This window comes from Bacillus sp. FF-1 (assembly GCF_028548245.1).
Taxonomy (GTDB): Bacteria; Bacillota; Bacilli; order Bacillales; family Bacillaceae_G; genus Bacillus_A; species Bacillus_A paranthracis.
In genome coordinates this window covers 850,646-866,599 of record NZ_JAQQGG010000003.1, presented here as the reverse complement: position 1 = coordinate 866,599, position 15,954 = coordinate 850,646, and the positions used below count along the sequence as shown (strand labels likewise).

Sequence of the window (15,954 nt, the reverse complement as noted above, 5' to 3'; positions counted from 1 at the left end):
ATTCCTAAAACAAGCCCGTTTTTAAGCAAGCCAAGCTTCCTATTCGCCCTGAAAACATAATATAAATGGAATCCCCTCATTTAGAGCAAGGTGAACTTGTTATGAATGATACTAAAGGAGGAATAGAGTAATGAGCGAAAAGTGTGAACACAGACATGATGATTGTAACCGCAGACATGGGTGCGGAGGCGGTTTTGCGCTTCTAATCGTATTGTTTATTTTATTAATTATCATCGGTGCTAGCTGCTTCGGCGGTGGCGGTTGTGGTTATGGCGGTTACGGCGGCTACGGATATGGTGGCTACGGCGGATATTGCTGCTAATTAAAAACTATTGAAAATGGCCTTGTGCAATACGCACAAGGCCATTTTATTCATATTTTTATGTGTTGTGATAATTTATTAATGTACAGAGATCGGATTAAGAAGAAGAAAATAATCTCGATAATCCCAAAGAAAGTGAGTACAATTAATAGCTCTTTTAGTAAAGAAAAAGCGAGCATGCTTTGTAAAAACTTAACCGCAAATAACGTGTGAACACCAGCGACGATGTAAGGGACGAAAAATAAAATTCCTAATTGAATCGTTGCAGAACGGAACATTTCCGATTCTGTTAAGCCGAGTTTTGTAATCGTAATATACTTTTGTCTTTCAGTTGTTAAGTCATTATACATACGGAAGTATAAAACACTAGCTGCTCCGATAAAGAAAATAAAGCCGAGAAATGTCCAAATAAAGAAAGTGGCAATTGAATTCCCTTTACTGTAGTTTAGATTATCAGCAGCTGTATAAATGGAAAAAGGGACCCTGATAGGTTCTACTTTATGTTTTTCTTGAAAATTGTGCGCATCATCACTAATGGTACGCGACATTTTTTTCGTCGGAATAATCGTGTTTTCCCAGTTCTCTACAGAATAATTATAAATCGTGATTGTTTCAATATGAGGAACCATATTTTCAATTGCATGATCTTCCATAATAATGAGATGAGGTAATGCAAAGGATGGTTCTATTCCTTTATTAATAAAACCTTTAATATGAAATTCCTTTTTATTAGAGCCAAGTATAATCGTATTTTGCTTTGCAAATGGATTTGATACAAGATTTAAAAGTTCTGGAGAGTAACGAGAAATAATATAAACTTGTGTAGAATCAAGAGTTATTTTCGGCCTCTTTAATTGTTTAGCGAGTGCGTTATAGTCACTCATTTTCATAAGAGCAACGTCTTCTTTTAAAGCTGTGTCTTTTAACACCGTAAATTTATGTTTATTGTATTGAAAATTGGCATTTGTAAGTTCCGTTTCAATTGTAGCAATGTGCTTTTGCTCTAATGCATTTTCTCCTTCAGATATGTATGTGAAGGGGAAAGGATATCGTTCTACTATCGCTGCTTTTGTATTGTTATTAGAGGCAAATAACCCGATGATAATTGTGAATGCCAGTGCTGACAACATAGAAACGATAAAGAGCACATTAATATTACTACGTGTACGGCTAGCTAAATCTGAAATCCATAACATGTTTATTTGTTTCATATAAAACTTTCTCCGCTTTTTTAAGATAAAGATAAAGAGGAGAAACGTCTGTGAAAAGAATAAATATGTTCCGACTATTACGAGCGGTAAAATAGATAACATGATAAGGTATACAGATCCATTTTGTACGTTTTTTTCTGTTACGTAGCCTTGCGGATAACCAGCGATATAATAGCACAGGCCTAAACAAATTAAGGCAAACAATGAAATGAGTATAGATGGCCTTTTTTCATCTTTTTTATTTTTATTATTTTTAATTAATCGTGTTGTTTTCCGAGTACGAATGAACATCGGTGTAAATGTAGAAACGATGAAAAATAAAATAATAAAAGTTACTGTTGTTACGATAATAGCTTCTGTTGGCCAATATAAATAGAGACCTTTTGCATTTGTTAATTTAGAAGTAACGAGTAAGAAAAAGTTAGAGAACACAAGACCGCCTTGAATACCAGCAAAGATAGCTAGCATTCCAATAATCATATTTTCAGTAAACAAAAGACGTTTTAATTGTTTTTGAGATATACCGAGAACAGTTAAAACGCCAAATTGTTGTTTCCGTACATTTAAAAACGTCCCAATAGAATATAAGAGAAAGAAGAACGAGAACAAAACGATAACAAACTGTGCCATGCCAGCCAAGTTCATGAGCGGATCTTGTTCCTGTAATTTATTTATAATTTGTAAGCGTGGATGATACGCGTATACAGTAAATGAAAAGAAAACCATGATAGAGAACGCACTACTTACAAAATAAGCGAAATATGCTTTCGAATTACGCGAGACATTTTTAAATGCGAATTGCCAAAATGTCATCCACGTCTTCCTCCTAATAATGCTAGAACATCTAATATTTCTTGATAAAATTTCTCTCGGTATAGCCCGCGGTGTAGTTCATTGTAAAGTTCGCCATCTTTAATGAAAATGACGCGGTTGCAATAACTTGCTGCAAACGGATCGTGCGTAACCATTAAAATCGTTGCATCTTCTTCTTTGTTTAATTTCGTAAATAGCTCCATTACGTCAATTGCCGCTTTTGAATCTAAGTTTCCTGTCGGTTCATCGGCAAGTAGAAGAGAAGGATGATGAATAACAGCACGTGCTACTGCGGTACGCTGTGCTTGTCCTCCTGACACTTCAAAGATACGCTTGTCTAAAATATGATCAATTCCAAGCTTTTTTGAAATGTTATCAAGCTTTTCATCCATTTCTTTTAAAGGAACATTATCTAATGTTAAAGGTAGTACGATATTTTCACCGATTGTTAATGTATCTAGTAAGTTAAAGTTTTGGAAAACAAATCCTAACTCTTGGCGGCGGAAAATAGCTAACTTCTCTCTACGAAATGTGTGCGGTTTTTTTCCGTTAATCACGACATCGCCAGCAGTCGGAGAATCAATGGTAGAGATAACGTTTAAAAATGTAGATTTACCGCTACCAGATGGTCCCATGATCGCAACGAATTCACCTTTATCTACATGTAAATTTATGTTTTTTAAAGCAGTATGAGGAACTTTCCCCTCATACACTTTTGAGACGTTTTTTATGTGTAATACTTCTTCCATAATAATCACCTTTCTAATTTTAAAACTTAATGTGTTGTGATAATTTTTGCATATAGAAGGAACGAATTAAAAGGAAAAATAAAATTTCAACTGTTCCAAAAATCATTAGTACGACTGTAATCTCAGCGAAGAACGAGAGATGTAAAACTTCTTGCAGCATCTTTGTCGCAAACATCGTATGAATTGATGCCATAATGTACGGGACAAAGAATAGAATCGCAAGTTGAATTGTAGCAGATCGTTTCATTTCGGCTTCTGTTAAACCAATTTTTGTAATCGTTACATACTTTTCTTGCTCATTTGTTAAATCTGTATACATTCGGAAGTAAAGAACACTGCCAGCACCGATAAAGAAAATAACTCCTAGGAAAGTACCAATTAAGAAGAACGAAGCGACATTTAGTTTTGCTTTATATAGAGAATCACTCGCCTCACTTGCGTGGAAAGGAGGATGCTCTGCTTTGATCGCTTCACTTTCATTATAAATTTTTGTTGTAAATGCTGAACCGATGTTATGTGCTTTTTCCCAATCGTTAACTTTAAAGTTATATACACTCATCTGTTTTGAGACGGTTGATAATGCCTCTACATTTTCATCAGATAGTATGAGCAATTGGTATATTAAGCGATTTGGGAATGGATTATAACTTTTATATTCTTTCACTTGTAGTTGTAAATTGTTTTGAGTAAGTGTAAGAGTATTTTTTTTGTCTTTATTATGAAGCGTTCCAATAACTTGATCATCTAAGTCTGTCATAAGAATATAAGATTCATTCTTATTTACCGTGAGCGTTTCCCAATTTAAAGCCTTAGCAAGTACATTATAATCACTTTGTTTAATGGCATAATAGAGCTGCGTGTTATCTTCAGCTGAAGATACTTCATATATATCCGTTTTAAATTTTGTATAAGTAAAGTGCTCTTCATTAAATTTTTGTTCTAACCAGTTTAAATGTTCATCCGCTAACGTATTTTCAGTATGTGATAAATAAGTAAACGGGAAAGGGTTTTTCCTAATTTCATCAAACTTTGTAAACTTCCCGATTCCATATAAGAATGTAATCATTGTAAAAGCGAGAGTCGATAGCATCGCTACAATAAAGAGCATGTTAATGTTTGTCCGAATACGCGCTGCTAAATCAGAAATCCAAAGCATGTTGATACGTTTCATATAAAATTTTCTTCGCGTCTTTAATATACGAATGAGCAAGAAGCTAATCTGTGAAAAGAAAAAATATGTACCAGCTGAAATAAGCGATGGAATGACAAATATACTAGAGACGGCATATAAAAGCCCAATGATGTCACCTAACGACATAAAATAGAGCGGATTGGCTGCTAGCACGTATCCAGATATTAAACATATCGCACCAAATAGAGAGATGAGCACAGATGCTTTTCTTTCTTTTTGTTTTGTTCCTTCTTTTAAAAGACGTACAGCCTTTCTCGTCCGAATTAGCATCGGCGTAAACGATGAGACGAGAATGAAGAGTCCTAGAAAAATGATCATAGTTAAAATAATGGCAGCTGTTGGCCAATATAAATATAAACCAGGAACATGTGTAATCTTGGCGGTAACTAATAAAAAGAACTGCGAGAAAACAAGTCCAAGTTGAATGCCGAAAAAGATGGAAAGAACACCAATTAGCATGTTTTCTAGAAATACGAGTCTCTTTAATTGTTTTTGGGATATGCCAAGTACTGTTAAAATCCCAAATTGCTTTTTTCGTACTTTTAAGAAAGTACCGATTGAATATAGTAAAAAGAAAAATGAAAAGAATACGATGACAATTTCTGAAATTGTCATTAATATGTTCAGAGCAACATTTACATCTGTCATATGCAATTTAGGATGAAATAAGTAAACTGCAAACGAGAAAAAAATTGCAATAGAAAACGCGCTGCTTACAAAATAGGCGAAATAAGCTCTGGCGTTCCGTGTGACGTTTTTAAATGCAAACTGCCAAAATGTCATTCACCTAAACCTCCTAATATAATGGGCATGAAAAAGGAGGGAAGAGATCCCACCTTTTTCATGTAATAACCTTTTTAATGTGTATTAGTATATTGTGATAACTTCTGCATATAAAGTGAGCGAATGAATAAGAAAAATACAATTTCAACGAATCCAAAAATAATAAGAACGGCTGAAACTTCTTTGAACAAAGATAAGCCAATTACATCTTGTAGCATTTTCGTTGCGAACATTGTATGAATGGATGCCATAATGTACGGAACGAAAAATAAAATACTAAGTTGTATGGTTGCAGATCGTTTCATCTCTGCACCTGTTACACCAATTTTAGAAATCGTTATGTATTTCTCTTGTTCGTTCGTCAAATCTGTATACATTCTAAAGTAAAGAACGCTACCGGCTCCAATGAAGAAAATAACTCCTAAAAATGTTCCAATTAGGAAGTATGCGGCACTACCAGATGTTATTCTGTATAACGATCCTGCTGATTCAAATAGTCGAATAAGAGTCCCTTCATATTGGGAGTTGTTGCGATCTTTTTGCACTTTTTCTATAAAAGTATCAGCAATTTCATATGTCTGTTCCCAATTTTGAATTTTATAATTATATGCCGATATATGCTTTACCGAGTTAGGTAAGTTGTTCACAACAATATCAGGCAAAACGATCGTTTGATATGAAAAGTCAGATGGAATTGCATGGATCTGTTCATAGCCTTTTACTTTTAATTTCGTATTTGTACTAGAGAGTGTAATGTAATCTCTTTTATAGCTTTGCTCAAATTCATTGAATATAGTGATATAAGACGTCCCCGTTAAAACATATGCCTCGTTATCATTTATAAATAGTTGTTTCATTCGTAAAGAATTCGCAAGTTTGTTATAGTCGCTTTGCTTAATTGCGTATACGTCATTATAAATAGCTATACCTTTATCTTCTTCTAGCGGTGTTTCATACATATCAGCTGTTATTTTCTCATAAGGAAAATGCTCTTTTTTTAATTGTTGCTCAAGCCAATTTAAATGCTCTGTAACAAAAGGATTCGCATCATAAGAAAAATAAGAAATTGGGAAAGGCGAAGTTCGATTAACGTCTAGCTTAATAAATTTTCCGAACCCATATAGGAACGTAATCATTGTGAAAGCGATAGTAGATAGCATTGCTACAATAAAAAGCATATTAATATTCGTTCGAATACGGTTTGCTAAATCAGAAATCCAAAGCATATTAATACGTTTCATATAAAATTTTCTTCTTTTCTTTAAAATATGAATAAGTAAGAAACTAATTTGTGAAAAGAAGAAATATGTTCCGATTGTAACGAGCGTTGGAATGACGAAAATACTTGAAACCATATATATAACACCTATTTGTGGGCTTACTGATACGAAATATTTAGGATTTCCAGCTAACGCATAGCCACCAAATAAACAAATCACACCAAATAAAGAAATAAGTATGGACGGTTTTCTTTCTTTTCGTTTTTTACTATTTATTTTTAAAAGGTGTACCGCTTTTTTTGTACGAATGAGCATCGGTGTCAACGTAGATACAACGATAAAAAGACTAAGGAAGACGATTGTCGTTAAAATAAAAGCGTTAATAGGTAAGTATAAATATATGCCTGGTACGTGCGTAATTTTTGCTGTCACTAATAAGAAAAATTGCGAGAAGACAAGTCCAAACTGCATGCCGAAAAAGATAGATAAAATACCGATTAACATATTTTCCATGAAGACGAGACGGTGTAATTGTTTTCTCGATATTCCTAAAACGGTCAAAACGCCGAATTGTTTTTTTCTAACTTTTAAAAAAGTGCCAATGGAATATAGTAAAAAGAAGAAAGAAAAAAATACAATTACTACTTCTGAAAATATCATTAATCCTGAAATTTCAGAGACCGTGCCAAAGTTTTGTAATTTCGGATGGAATAAGTAAACAGCAAATGAAAAGAAAACGGCAATCGAAAAAGAACTACTTACAAAGTAAGCAAAATAAGCTCTCGAGTTACGCGTGACGTTTTTAAATGCAAATTGCCAAAATGTCATAAATTATACCTCCGATTAGAAGATATAGAAGTAGTTTTATTGCAAAAAATGTATGAGAGTGAGTTCTCATACATTTTGCTTGCATATGTCACGATCATGCTTCGGTCACCTTCTCCGTATGTTCTGATTGATTATTTGCAGCGTTGTGGAAGATGATTTTAATCGTCGTTCCTTTCCCAACTTCAGAATCTAGTTTGACAGAGTGACCTAAATAATCACAAATTTTACTTACGATATAAAGTCCCATACCAGTAGATTCTCCGAATGTACGACCATTTTTCCCAGTGTAAAACGGTTCGAATACTCGTCGAATATCTTCTTGTGGAATACCAACACCTTCATCACGAACTTCTAAAATAATATCTTTTCCGTTTCGATAAGCGGATAAGAATACTTTCTTTCCGCGCTCACCAGAGTAACGAACGGCATTTGTCATTAACTGATAGATGATAAATTTTAGCCATTTCGCATCAGAAGCAACCTGTAAATCAGAATGAACTTCTAAAACAGGGAAGACTCCGTTTCGGATAAATAGTTCTTTTAATCCATTAATATTTTTCGTTACCGTATCTTTTAATGAAATCGTCTCAACATGGAAGTCTTCATGGAAGTTATTTAACCTTGCCATGTATAAAGCCATATCAAGCCCTTGGTTTAGACGTTCTAATTCTTTTTTGAATTTCGGAATTAAATGTTCATCTTCCATTTCGAGTACCATAAGTTGCATAACAGAAACGGGCGTTTTCATTTGATGCACCCAGTGGTTAATGAATAATTGATGTTCTTGTTGTTTTACTTCGTACGATTGTAGTTCTTTTTGGAATAGACGATACTGCGTGCGCACGAGTTCATTTACACCGTGAGGCATCGGAGCAGTTGCTCTTTCAATAAATGCATCTTCCATTTTTTCTGGTTGTTCACTTAATCTATGGTACATTCTACGATTACGAACGTAACGGTAAGCGAGGAAACAAATAAATAAGTATAAGCTTAAAACGACGAAGTAAAATTTATTATTTTGAAATCCATCTACTGCATCATAAAGAACGAAGATGATACCGAAGTTTAATACGTACAGTAGAAAAAATGCAAAATGATCACGTAGAAATAGCTTCATGCTTATTCACTCCAAGTTGCGTTAAAACGATACCCAAGTCCGCGCACTGTTTCAATAGCATTTTCAATACCAAGCTCATTGAACTTTTTACGAAGACGCGTAATGTTTACGTTTAATGTGTTTTCTTCAACGAAGCTCTCGTCATCCCAAAGAGCGGCTAGTAAATCTTCACGGCTCGCTGTACGAGGGAATTTAGATAATAACATTTCTGCTAAAATAGCTTCTTTCTTCGTTAAAAGAACTTGTTCAGATCCGAAGTGAATTTCAGGACGTTCTGGGAATAGTTTTAAGCCTTCTACTTCAACGATACGTTCAGAAATGTTTGGTGCATAATCACCGTAAATACGGCGTAATTGACCTTTAATTTTTGCCATTACAACGTCATAGTGGAACGGTTTTGTAATATAATCATCCGCACCGCTTTCAATCGCCATAATTTGTTCCATCTCACCAGCACGAGCTGAAATGAAAATAATAGGACAAGTAGATTCATGACGAATTTGGCGGCACCAGTAAAATCCATCGAATTTTGGTAAGTTTACATCAAGTAAAACAAGATGTGGCTTTACAGCGTTAAAAGACTCCATAATATCATCGAAGTTCTCTGCAACAACAGCTTCATAGCCATATTTTTGAATGTGAGATTGTAGTAATGATGAAATATTTGGATCGTCTTCAACGATTAAAATTTTATACATATGTATATTCCTCCTAAAAAAACAATTGTAGCTATAGTGTATCATGTGTTTCAAGTCTTTTCATTATGTTGAAAGATAAGCTAGTAAACAGTATAGGTCAAAAGCAGAGAAAGTAAAAAGGGCCTCGTATATAATTGACAATTAACTGAAATCATTTTAACATTTAGATAAATATCTAAATGTCTAATTAGTGAAAGGAAGAAAGACATTGAATCAAGCATTCAAAGCATTAGCAGATCCAACAAGGCGAAAAATTTTAGATTTATTAAAAGAAGGTGATCTAACCGCTGGTGAGATCGCTGAACATTTCAATATGACAAAACCAAGTATTTCACACCACTTAAACGCACTTAAAAATGCTGAACTTATTCAAGATGAGAAGAAAGGTCAATTCGTTATGTACTCTTTAAACACAACTGTCTTTCAAGATTTGTTAACTTGGGTGTTTACGTTTACGAATAAGGGGGAAGAGGGGAAATGAGGAAGCATATATTTCCGTTATTGTTAATTGCCTTAACGATTATTGCATGGTGCGTCGCGTGGCCTTATTTACCAGGAGAGGTTCCGAGCCATATAAATGTCTCGGGTGAAGTAGATGGACATATGTCGAAGATGGGCATGATGATTTTGGATGTTGCAGTTATGTTATTTATATATATTTTAGCAATTGTTTTACCTAAATTAGATACGAGATATGCGAATTACGGCAAGTTTTCGAAAGCATATATGATGATGAATGGAGCTATTTTATTATTCTTATTTGCTAATAACATCATGGCACTCGCAAATGCTTTAGGATACAACATTCCTATTGCAATTGTTGTGAACATAATGCTCGGTATACTCTTTATTGTACTCGGCAATTATATGCAGCAATGTAAACCAAATTTCTTCATAGGTATTAAAACGCCGTGGACGTTAAGTAATGAGGAAGTATGGAGAAAAACACATAGGTTAGGGGCAAAGATTATGATGATTGGCGGTATTGTAATCATATTTTCCGCGTTTCTTCCGGGAATGTGGAAAGTGATTAGTTTGTTAAGTGTTGTTGCTGTATTGGTTGTTGGTACGATGGTGTATTCCTATGTCGCTTATAAAAAAGAACTAAAAATGTAAAACAAAGCTGCTTTTCCTTTTCAGGAAGAGCAGCTTTATTCTTTACTTCTTCAAAACAGGTATCCAAATTTCACTTTTAAAGTTTGGAGAGGATGTATCTTTCTGTTCATTCCATAATATTTCCGGTCCTTCCGCTAGTTCATAGTTTGAGGAAGGAAACCATTCGGAATAAATGCGTCCCCATACATTTTGTAATGTTTCAGGAAATGGACCGACAGCTTCAAATACAGCCCACGTTGAAGCTTCAACTTCAAGCTGTTTAAACTGCTCTGGACAATCCTTTGTTGTGGCTACGCCAATATAGTGATCAAGTTCTCCTTTTTCCTCCATTCTTCCTTCAGAAAAGTTAGTAGAAGCACTAATAATTCCAGTAGGTTCCATATTTGAAAGTGACTTTAAAGTTTGAATAACATCTGGATTTAAACTTTTCCACATAGAAGCAATTTCTTCATTTACACCGTTAAATACAATCGGTACGCGTTTTGTAATACCTATAATTTGAAATGGCTCTTTTTCTTCAATTCGATAATTCATTTCATTTCCTCCTTGAATGGATAATTGGAAGGTCATTGGTGAATAGGCTTTTAAGGAATGACTACTATTTCGGGCCTCTGAAGGTGTTATGCCGTGCAAGTTCTGAAAGGCACGCGCAAAAGAATCTGGTGAGTTGTACCCATATTTGATAGCTACATCAATGACTTTTGCATCGCTATTTTTTAGTTCAAAAGCAGCGAGAGTCAGACGTCTACAACGAATATATTCTGATAGTGATATGCCAGCTAGAAAAGAAAACATTCTTTTGAAATGATATTCCGAGCAGTAAGCTAGCTTCGCAACTTCTTTAAAATTAATTTCATTTGTTAGGTTGTTTTCAATATAGTGCATTGCAGCATTCATATTTTTAAGTGAATCCATATGATGACCTCCTCTGTACATAGAATAGCAGGAACGAAATAGCTCCATCCGACATTTCGTGCACAACTTTGTAGGGTACATTTTGTACCTTACAAAATTGTAATGTTCCTGTAAGGAGAATGAATGGATGGCATGATATCCCAATGTTATAGTAACAAAGTACTTTGATTCATTAGGTTAAATTTTGATTTCTTTGCTTACTGGTCTTACATAACTGTCATGTTTGTGTAAGAAACATCGATAGTGGAAAAAGTAGAGAATGTATATAGTGAAAATAGAGAATAGATGAAATGAGGGATGTCGAGATGAAAACAGTGTTAGAAGCAAAAAATATTGAAAAAGTATATGACACGGGTGGTAATAAATTTGCAGCGTTAAAAGGTATTAACTTACAAGTAAAAGAAGGTGAGTTCGTTGGAATTATGGGACCTTCTGGTTCTGGTAAGACGACTTTACTAAACGTTCTTTCTACAATTGATAATGCGACGAACGGTGAAATTTTAATTGATGGAAAAGATATTGTGAAAATGAATGATGATAAGTTAGCGTTATTCCGCCGCGATCATTTAGGTTTCATTTTCCAAGATTATAACTTATTAGATACGTTAACTGTAAAAGAGAACATTGCGTTACCTCTTGCGTTATCAAAGGTGAAAGCGAGTGAGATTGATCGCCGCGTTCTTGAAATCTCAAAGAAATTCGGTATTGATCATATTTTAAGTCAGTTCCCATATCAAGTATCTGGTGGACAGAAGCAAAGATGTGCGGCATCACGTGCAATCGTTACAAATCCAAGTATGATTTTCGGGGACGAGCCAACGGGAGCACTTGATTCGAAATCAGCGACAGATTTACTTGAAAGTATGAAGTCGCTAAATGAATATGATAATTCTACAATTTTAATGGTAACGCACGATGCGTTTGCGGCAAGTTACTGTAAACGAGTTATTTTCATTAAAGATGGTGAGTTATATAAAGAATTGCACCGCGGCGAGTTAACGCGTAAACAGTTCTTCCAACAAGTCGTTGATGTAATGTCTTCTATTTCCGGAGGTATGGCTGATGACCTTATCTAGCATTGCCCTCCGCAACATACAGCGGAACTTTAAAGACTACTTTGTATATTTTGCATCTATGATTTTTAGTATCGTTATTTACTTTACATTTAAAGCACTGCAATATAATTCACAAATGGAAAAAGCAGCGGAAGCTTCTAAAAAAATTAGCGGGGCATTCCAAGTTTCCAGTGTGATGCTTATCATTTTCGTAGCGGTGTTTATTATATATTCGAACGGTTTCTTTACAAGAAAACGTAAAAAAGAAGTTGGACTCTATTCCTTATTAGGTATTCGTAAAAGACAAATTGGTAAAATGCTCTTTTATGAAAATATGTTAATGGGGTTAATGTCTTTAATTATCGGGATTGCGATTGGTAGTGTCCTTTCAAAATTATTCCTTGAGTTATTAGTAAATATGATGGGATTAAATTTAAATGTTCATTTTGAAGTACCGATGGCTGCCATTATTGATACAGCAATTATTTTCTTTGTGATTATTTTATATACATCACTTCAAGGATATCGTTTAATTTATCGATTCAAGCTAATTGAACTTTTCCGTGCAGAACGTGAAGGAGAAGCAATGCCAAAAGGATCTGTTATTATGGCATTCATTTCAGTTTTCTTAATCGGTTCAGGTTATTTCTTAGCGCTAATGTACATGAAAGCAGTTATGTATGCAGACTTTATGGTCGTTGCATTATACATTTTATTAGCGACAGTAGCAGGAACTTATTTATTGTTCATGTTCTTCACAGTATTTATATTGAAACGTGCGAGAAATAATAAATCAGCGTTTTATAACGGTATGAATATGGTAACGACATCACAGTTACTCTATCGCATTAAAGGAAATGCGAAATCACTGGCGACAATCGCTATTTTAAGTGCAGTAACATTAACGGCGGTTGGTACGTCAGTTACGATGTATTACAACACATTTACGCAATCAAAAGTTGCTGCGCCGTATAGTTATTCCTATGAGAAAAAAGATGCAGCATTAGATAAAAAAGTAAATGAAATACTTGCTGGAGAAAAGAATAATCATCCAGTCACATATGAATCAGAAGTTGAAATGATTCCTGTGAAAGGAACATTTAAAGGTGAAAGAGCGGATCAAGTTCTGAACACACACTATAATGTGACGAAGCAGTACCAGCTTATTTCTCAATCAAACTTTAATACAATCGCGAAACATTTAGATATAGAACCTGTAAATTTAAGTGCGAATGAAGCTTTTGTATATGATAGCTTATATATTGAAACACTTGATTTTGGTCCTCTTTACACAGGAAATACAGCTGTATTCCCTGTTGGAAATGAATCGAAAGAGTTAAAGATTAAAGGTGTAAATAGTAGAAGTGTTACAAACTTAAATGAATTATTTGTAATCGTTCCAGATCAAACATATGAGCAGGCGAAACAAGTAAACGAAACGCGCACTGTAAAAAATATTGATGTAAAAGGTGAGCGAAATAGTAAAGAGTTAACAGCGAAATTAGCAAGCGTTATGCCAGCTGGTGAATCAGAAGTTTTAAAACCATTTAACGATTTCTATACAGGATTCCAAATGGGGCTTGAAACGACAGGCTTAATGATGTTTATTGGGTTATTCTTAGGATTAGTCTTCCTATTAGCGACAGGCTCAATCATTTACTTTAAACAATTAACAGAAGCAAGTGCTGACCGTGATCGTTACATTGTCCTTCATAAAGTTGGTGTAACGAAGCAAGAAATGAAGAAAGCTATCGCAAAACAAGTAAGCTTTATCTTCGCTATTCCGTTAGTAATCGGAATTTTGCACAGCTTGTTTGCACTAAAAGGTTTAGGGAACATATTACCGTATGAAATCATGATCCCACTCCTAATTAGTATTGGAGTATACGGCGCTATTTATATCGGATATTACTTCTTAACAGTTCGTTCTTATTATAAGATTGTGAGTGCGAAATAATAAGTGAAGCTGTGAGGAAGGAAAAAGCCATTTACCTAATTTTTATAGGTGAGTGGCTTTTTTGTATAGAAATAATTAACGTGCATCAATTATGTCGATGAAACTAAAGGTATGTTTACGGCCAAAGGTATCTATACATATTAAAGAACGTTTCAAAGGGTTTAATTCAATTACAGTCATATACATTGTAGGGAAATAATTATCTTTATAATAAGTGACCAATATTTGTTTTTCTGAAATGAATGAGCGTAATAAAGTGTCTTCAATTCTTTCTCTATCATCGTATGATGATACTTTTCCCGATTCTTTCATGTGAGCAGATTGTTTAGACATACTAGTCAATTGAACCGATTTTGATATATTTGTACTACTCATGCTTTCTATTCTCCTAACAATATATTTTCTATATAGGAAGGTTAATCACTATGGAAGTAACTACTGCTGATCATTCCGAAGTACCTTGTGTTAGTTTTATTATGTCTGATTGGGAACCGAATTTGCTTAGTACTAAAAAATTATCAAATTCATTCACTTATTTATAGTAATTTATTTGTCATTTTTGTACTTTTTTGAAGAGGATTAAAACTTTATTTTGGATGAAGGAGAGGAAATCAAATGGAGGAAGGTGAGCAAGTATGACAACTATCTCACCCTCTATTAAGAAAGCGTTTTTATATAACGGTATGATTTTCACGATATTGTCTAGGAGTCATGTTAGTAATTTTTTTGAAGACTCTCGTAAAATAGCTTTGATCATTAAAGTTGAGCCAGGCACAAATATCTGATAGTGGGTAGGTCGTTAATGTTAATAACTTTTTGGCTTCTTCTACTCGTTCCCTCTGGATGTATTCACTTAAAGGAATTCCCACTTCTTTTTTAAATAGCTTTGATAAATAAGTAGGGGAAATATGTAAAAGGTTAGCAAGGTCATTAAGAGTTATTTCATCGTAAATATGTTTGTGAATATGATTTAGGCATGTAGTAATGGCATTAGAATATGCTTGATTATTATATTCTTTTACACGTTCTGCAAAAGTACATAATGCATCTTCAATTAATCTATTTACGGAATACATGTTGTCTAGTTTTTCAATGGTTTGAATATATAAAGTACCGAGTGAAAAAGCAATATGTGATGGAAGATTACCATCTATCGCATATCGAATAGCTAGCGTAATGGCGATAATGCCATTATTTTTTTGGTTTCTTAGTTGATCTCCTTTAGATGAAATTGCTGAATCTTCTTGCGGGAAGGAATATGCATATTGTATGACTTTTTCTTTATTGCCTTCTTTAATTGCAGAAAAAAATTTACGTTCCAATGATATGTCATAATGTTGCGGATCATGCCGAAGACGTTTTGAAATGTATAGATCAGGATTTACGATTTTATAAGAAACATCTTCGAGCAATTTATTTTTTTTCCAAACAATATCGCGATCTAATTTTTCATTGAAAATGACGTAATGTAACCAAATACTTATATCAATTAGTGTACTTTTTTTCATCTCGGGTAGAAATTGATAGTAGTCTATTCCTTGCTGCGTTTTATCATTACAGTTGAAATACTTCATAAGTTTAATAGCCATTTCATCTGATACTTTTGGGTAAGTGGTAGGGCCGATTATAATCGTTCCTTTTATATGTTCATGATCAGTTATATGAATGCTAATGAAATTCTCAAGATATTTATTCCCTTTGAAAATTGGAAAATTACAAGGAGCATTTTCTTGATAAAGTTCATTCAGATGTTCTTCTTTAGAAGTATAAAAAGGACTACCAATCGTATGAGAAGTAGATTCATATACAATTTTTTTATTAGTAGCTAAAAATTGAACAGGTACATGAAAAGTGCTATGTACAAGGTCGCATAAGTGCTGTATGTCGATATAATTATTCATAATCTTCTCCTTTTAAATCGTTTTGAAATATATTTGAACCTATATTCGTTTCTACAAAATATAAATTTCTTATTATT

The 15,954-nt window shown here is 34.0% G+C and carries 14 protein-coding genes; 5 read left to right on the top strand and 9 right to left on the bottom strand.

Translation table 11 applies throughout. From position 1 onward, the window contains the following. The first annotated feature begins 130 nt into the window (after positions 1 to 130). The gene (locus PQF83_RS15030; protein ID WP_001290390.1) at positions 131 to 322 is read left to right on the top strand and encodes a YjcZ family sporulation protein; all 192 of its coding nucleotides are present in this window, start codon (positions 131 to 133) and stop codon (positions 320 to 322) included. Between the two features lie 50 nt (positions 323 to 372). Here the strand turns inward: PQF83_RS15030 and PQF83_RS15025 are convergent, their stop codons facing one another. From PQF83_RS15025 to PQF83_RS15000, 6 genes are all read right to left on the bottom strand, one after another. After that, positions 373 to 2,346, bottom strand: a complete 1,974-nt coding sequence (locus PQF83_RS15025) for an FtsX-like permease family protein (protein WP_000144905.1) — start codon at positions 2,344 to 2,346, stop codon at positions 373 to 375. Beyond that, positions 2,343 to 3,095, bottom strand: coding sequence for an ABC transporter ATP-binding protein (locus PQF83_RS15020; protein ID WP_000393244.1), 753 nt, complete (start codon positions 3,093 to 3,095; stop codon positions 2,343 to 2,345). The genes PQF83_RS15025 and PQF83_RS15020 overlap by 4 nt, the downstream gene beginning before the upstream one ends. A gap of 19 nt (positions 3,096 to 3,114) precedes the next feature. Then, on the bottom strand, positions 3,115 to 5,070 hold the full coding sequence (locus tag PQF83_RS15015; protein WP_000144975.1) for an ABC transporter permease: 1,956 nt from the start codon (positions 5,068 to 5,070) through the stop codon (positions 3,115 to 3,117). 74 nt (positions 5,071 to 5,144) lie between these two features. After that, complete coding sequence (locus tag PQF83_RS15010; protein WP_000145071.1) at positions 5,145 to 7,118, bottom strand: FtsX-like permease family protein; 1,974 nt, start codon at positions 7,116 to 7,118, stop codon at positions 5,145 to 5,147. 94 nt (positions 7,119 to 7,212) lie between these two features. Then, on the bottom strand, positions 7,213 to 8,235 hold the full coding sequence (locus tag PQF83_RS15005) for a sensor histidine kinase (RefSeq protein ID WP_000765352.1): 1,023 nt from the start codon (positions 8,233 to 8,235) through the stop codon (positions 7,213 to 7,215). 2 nt (positions 8,236 to 8,237) lie between these two features. Then, positions 8,238 to 8,933, bottom strand: a complete 696-nt coding sequence (locus PQF83_RS15000; protein ID WP_000276737.1) for a response regulator transcription factor — start codon at positions 8,931 to 8,933, stop codon at positions 8,238 to 8,240. Between the two features lie 208 nt (positions 8,934 to 9,141). Between PQF83_RS15000 and PQF83_RS14995 the strand changes: the two genes are divergently transcribed. After that, positions 9,142 to 9,414, top strand: coding sequence for an autorepressor SdpR family transcription factor (locus PQF83_RS14995; RefSeq protein WP_001070523.1), 273 nt, complete (start codon positions 9,142 to 9,144; stop codon positions 9,412 to 9,414). Next, positions 9,411 to 10,049 carry an SdpI family protein gene (locus PQF83_RS14990; RefSeq protein WP_001225511.1) on the top strand — a complete coding sequence of 213 codons (639 nt, stop codon included), beginning with the start codon at positions 9,411 to 9,413 and terminating at the stop codon, positions 10,047 to 10,049. Before PQF83_RS14995 ends, PQF83_RS14990 begins: the two co-directional genes overlap by 4 nt. A gap of 42 nt (positions 10,050 to 10,091) precedes the next feature. Here the strand turns inward: PQF83_RS14990 and PQF83_RS14985 are convergent, their stop codons facing one another. Next, complete coding sequence (locus PQF83_RS14985; protein WP_000377682.1) at positions 10,092 to 10,964, bottom strand: AraC family transcriptional regulator; 873 nt, start codon at positions 10,962 to 10,964, stop codon at positions 10,092 to 10,094. Positions 10,965 to 11,269: 305 nt separating this feature from the next. Between PQF83_RS14985 and PQF83_RS14980 the strand changes: the two genes are divergently transcribed. Beyond that, complete coding sequence (locus PQF83_RS14980; protein ID WP_000859654.1) at positions 11,270 to 12,040, top strand: ABC transporter ATP-binding protein; 771 nt, start codon at positions 11,270 to 11,272, stop codon at positions 12,038 to 12,040. After that, positions 12,027 to 13,976, top strand: coding sequence for an ABC transporter permease (locus PQF83_RS14975; protein ID WP_000176116.1), 1,950 nt, complete (start codon positions 12,027 to 12,029; stop codon positions 13,974 to 13,976). The genes PQF83_RS14980 and PQF83_RS14975 overlap by 14 nt, the downstream gene beginning before the upstream one ends. Before the next feature lie 75 nt (positions 13,977 to 14,051). On the opposite strand, the gene PQF83_RS14970 is transcribed toward PQF83_RS14975, so the two are convergent. After that, complete coding sequence (locus tag PQF83_RS14970; RefSeq protein ID WP_000099615.1) at positions 14,052 to 14,351, bottom strand: YolD-like family protein; 300 nt, start codon at positions 14,349 to 14,351, stop codon at positions 14,052 to 14,054. A gap of 296 nt (positions 14,352 to 14,647) precedes the next feature. Continuing rightward, positions 14,648 to 15,877 carry a helix-turn-helix domain-containing protein gene (locus PQF83_RS14965; protein WP_001067273.1) on the bottom strand — a complete coding sequence of 410 codons (1,230 nt, stop codon included), beginning with the start codon at positions 15,875 to 15,877 and terminating at the stop codon, positions 14,648 to 14,650. Between the last annotated feature and the right edge of the window lie 77 nt (positions 15,878 to 15,954).

Excerpts from the sequence above, each read along its gene's own strand:
- PQF83_RS15030 (WP_001290390.1), top strand. The coding sequence starts at position 131 with ATGAGCGAAAAGTGTGAACACAGACATGATGATTGTAACCGCAGACAT.
- PQF83_RS15025 (WP_000144905.1), bottom strand. The coding sequence starts at position 2,346 with ATGACATTTTGGCAATTCGCATTTAAAAATGTCTCGCGTAATTCGAAA.
- PQF83_RS15020 (WP_000393244.1), bottom strand. The coding sequence starts at position 3,095 with ATGGAAGAAGTATTACACATAAAAAACGTCTCAAAAGTGTATGAGGGG.
- PQF83_RS15015 (WP_000144975.1), bottom strand. The coding sequence starts at position 5,070 with ATGACATTTTGGCAGTTTGCATTTAAAAACGTCACACGGAACGCCAGA.
- PQF83_RS15010 (WP_000145071.1), bottom strand. The coding sequence starts at position 7,118 with ATGACATTTTGGCAATTTGCATTTAAAAACGTCACGCGTAACTCGAGA.
- PQF83_RS15005 (WP_000765352.1), bottom strand. The coding sequence starts at position 8,235 with ATGAAGCTATTTCTACGTGATCATTTTGCATTTTTTCTACTGTACGTA.
- PQF83_RS15000 (WP_000276737.1), bottom strand. The coding sequence starts at position 8,933 with ATGTATAAAATTTTAATCGTTGAAGACGATCCAAATATTTCATCATTA.
- PQF83_RS14990 (WP_001225511.1), top strand. The coding sequence starts at position 9,411 with ATGAGGAAGCATATATTTCCGTTATTGTTAATTGCCTTAACGATTATT.
- PQF83_RS14985 (WP_000377682.1), bottom strand. The coding sequence starts at position 10,964 with ATGGATTCACTTAAAAATATGAATGCTGCAATGCACTATATTGAAAAC.
- PQF83_RS14980 (WP_000859654.1), top strand. The coding sequence starts at position 11,270 with ATGAAAACAGTGTTAGAAGCAAAAAATATTGAAAAAGTATATGACACG.
- PQF83_RS14975 (WP_000176116.1), top strand. The coding sequence starts at position 12,027 with ATGACCTTATCTAGCATTGCCCTCCGCAACATACAGCGGAACTTTAAA.
- PQF83_RS14970 (WP_000099615.1), bottom strand. The coding sequence starts at position 14,351 with ATGAGTAGTACAAATATATCAAAATCGGTTCAATTGACTAGTATGTCT.
- PQF83_RS14965 (WP_001067273.1), bottom strand. The coding sequence starts at position 15,877 with ATGAATAATTATATCGACATACAGCACTTATGCGACCTTGTACATAGC.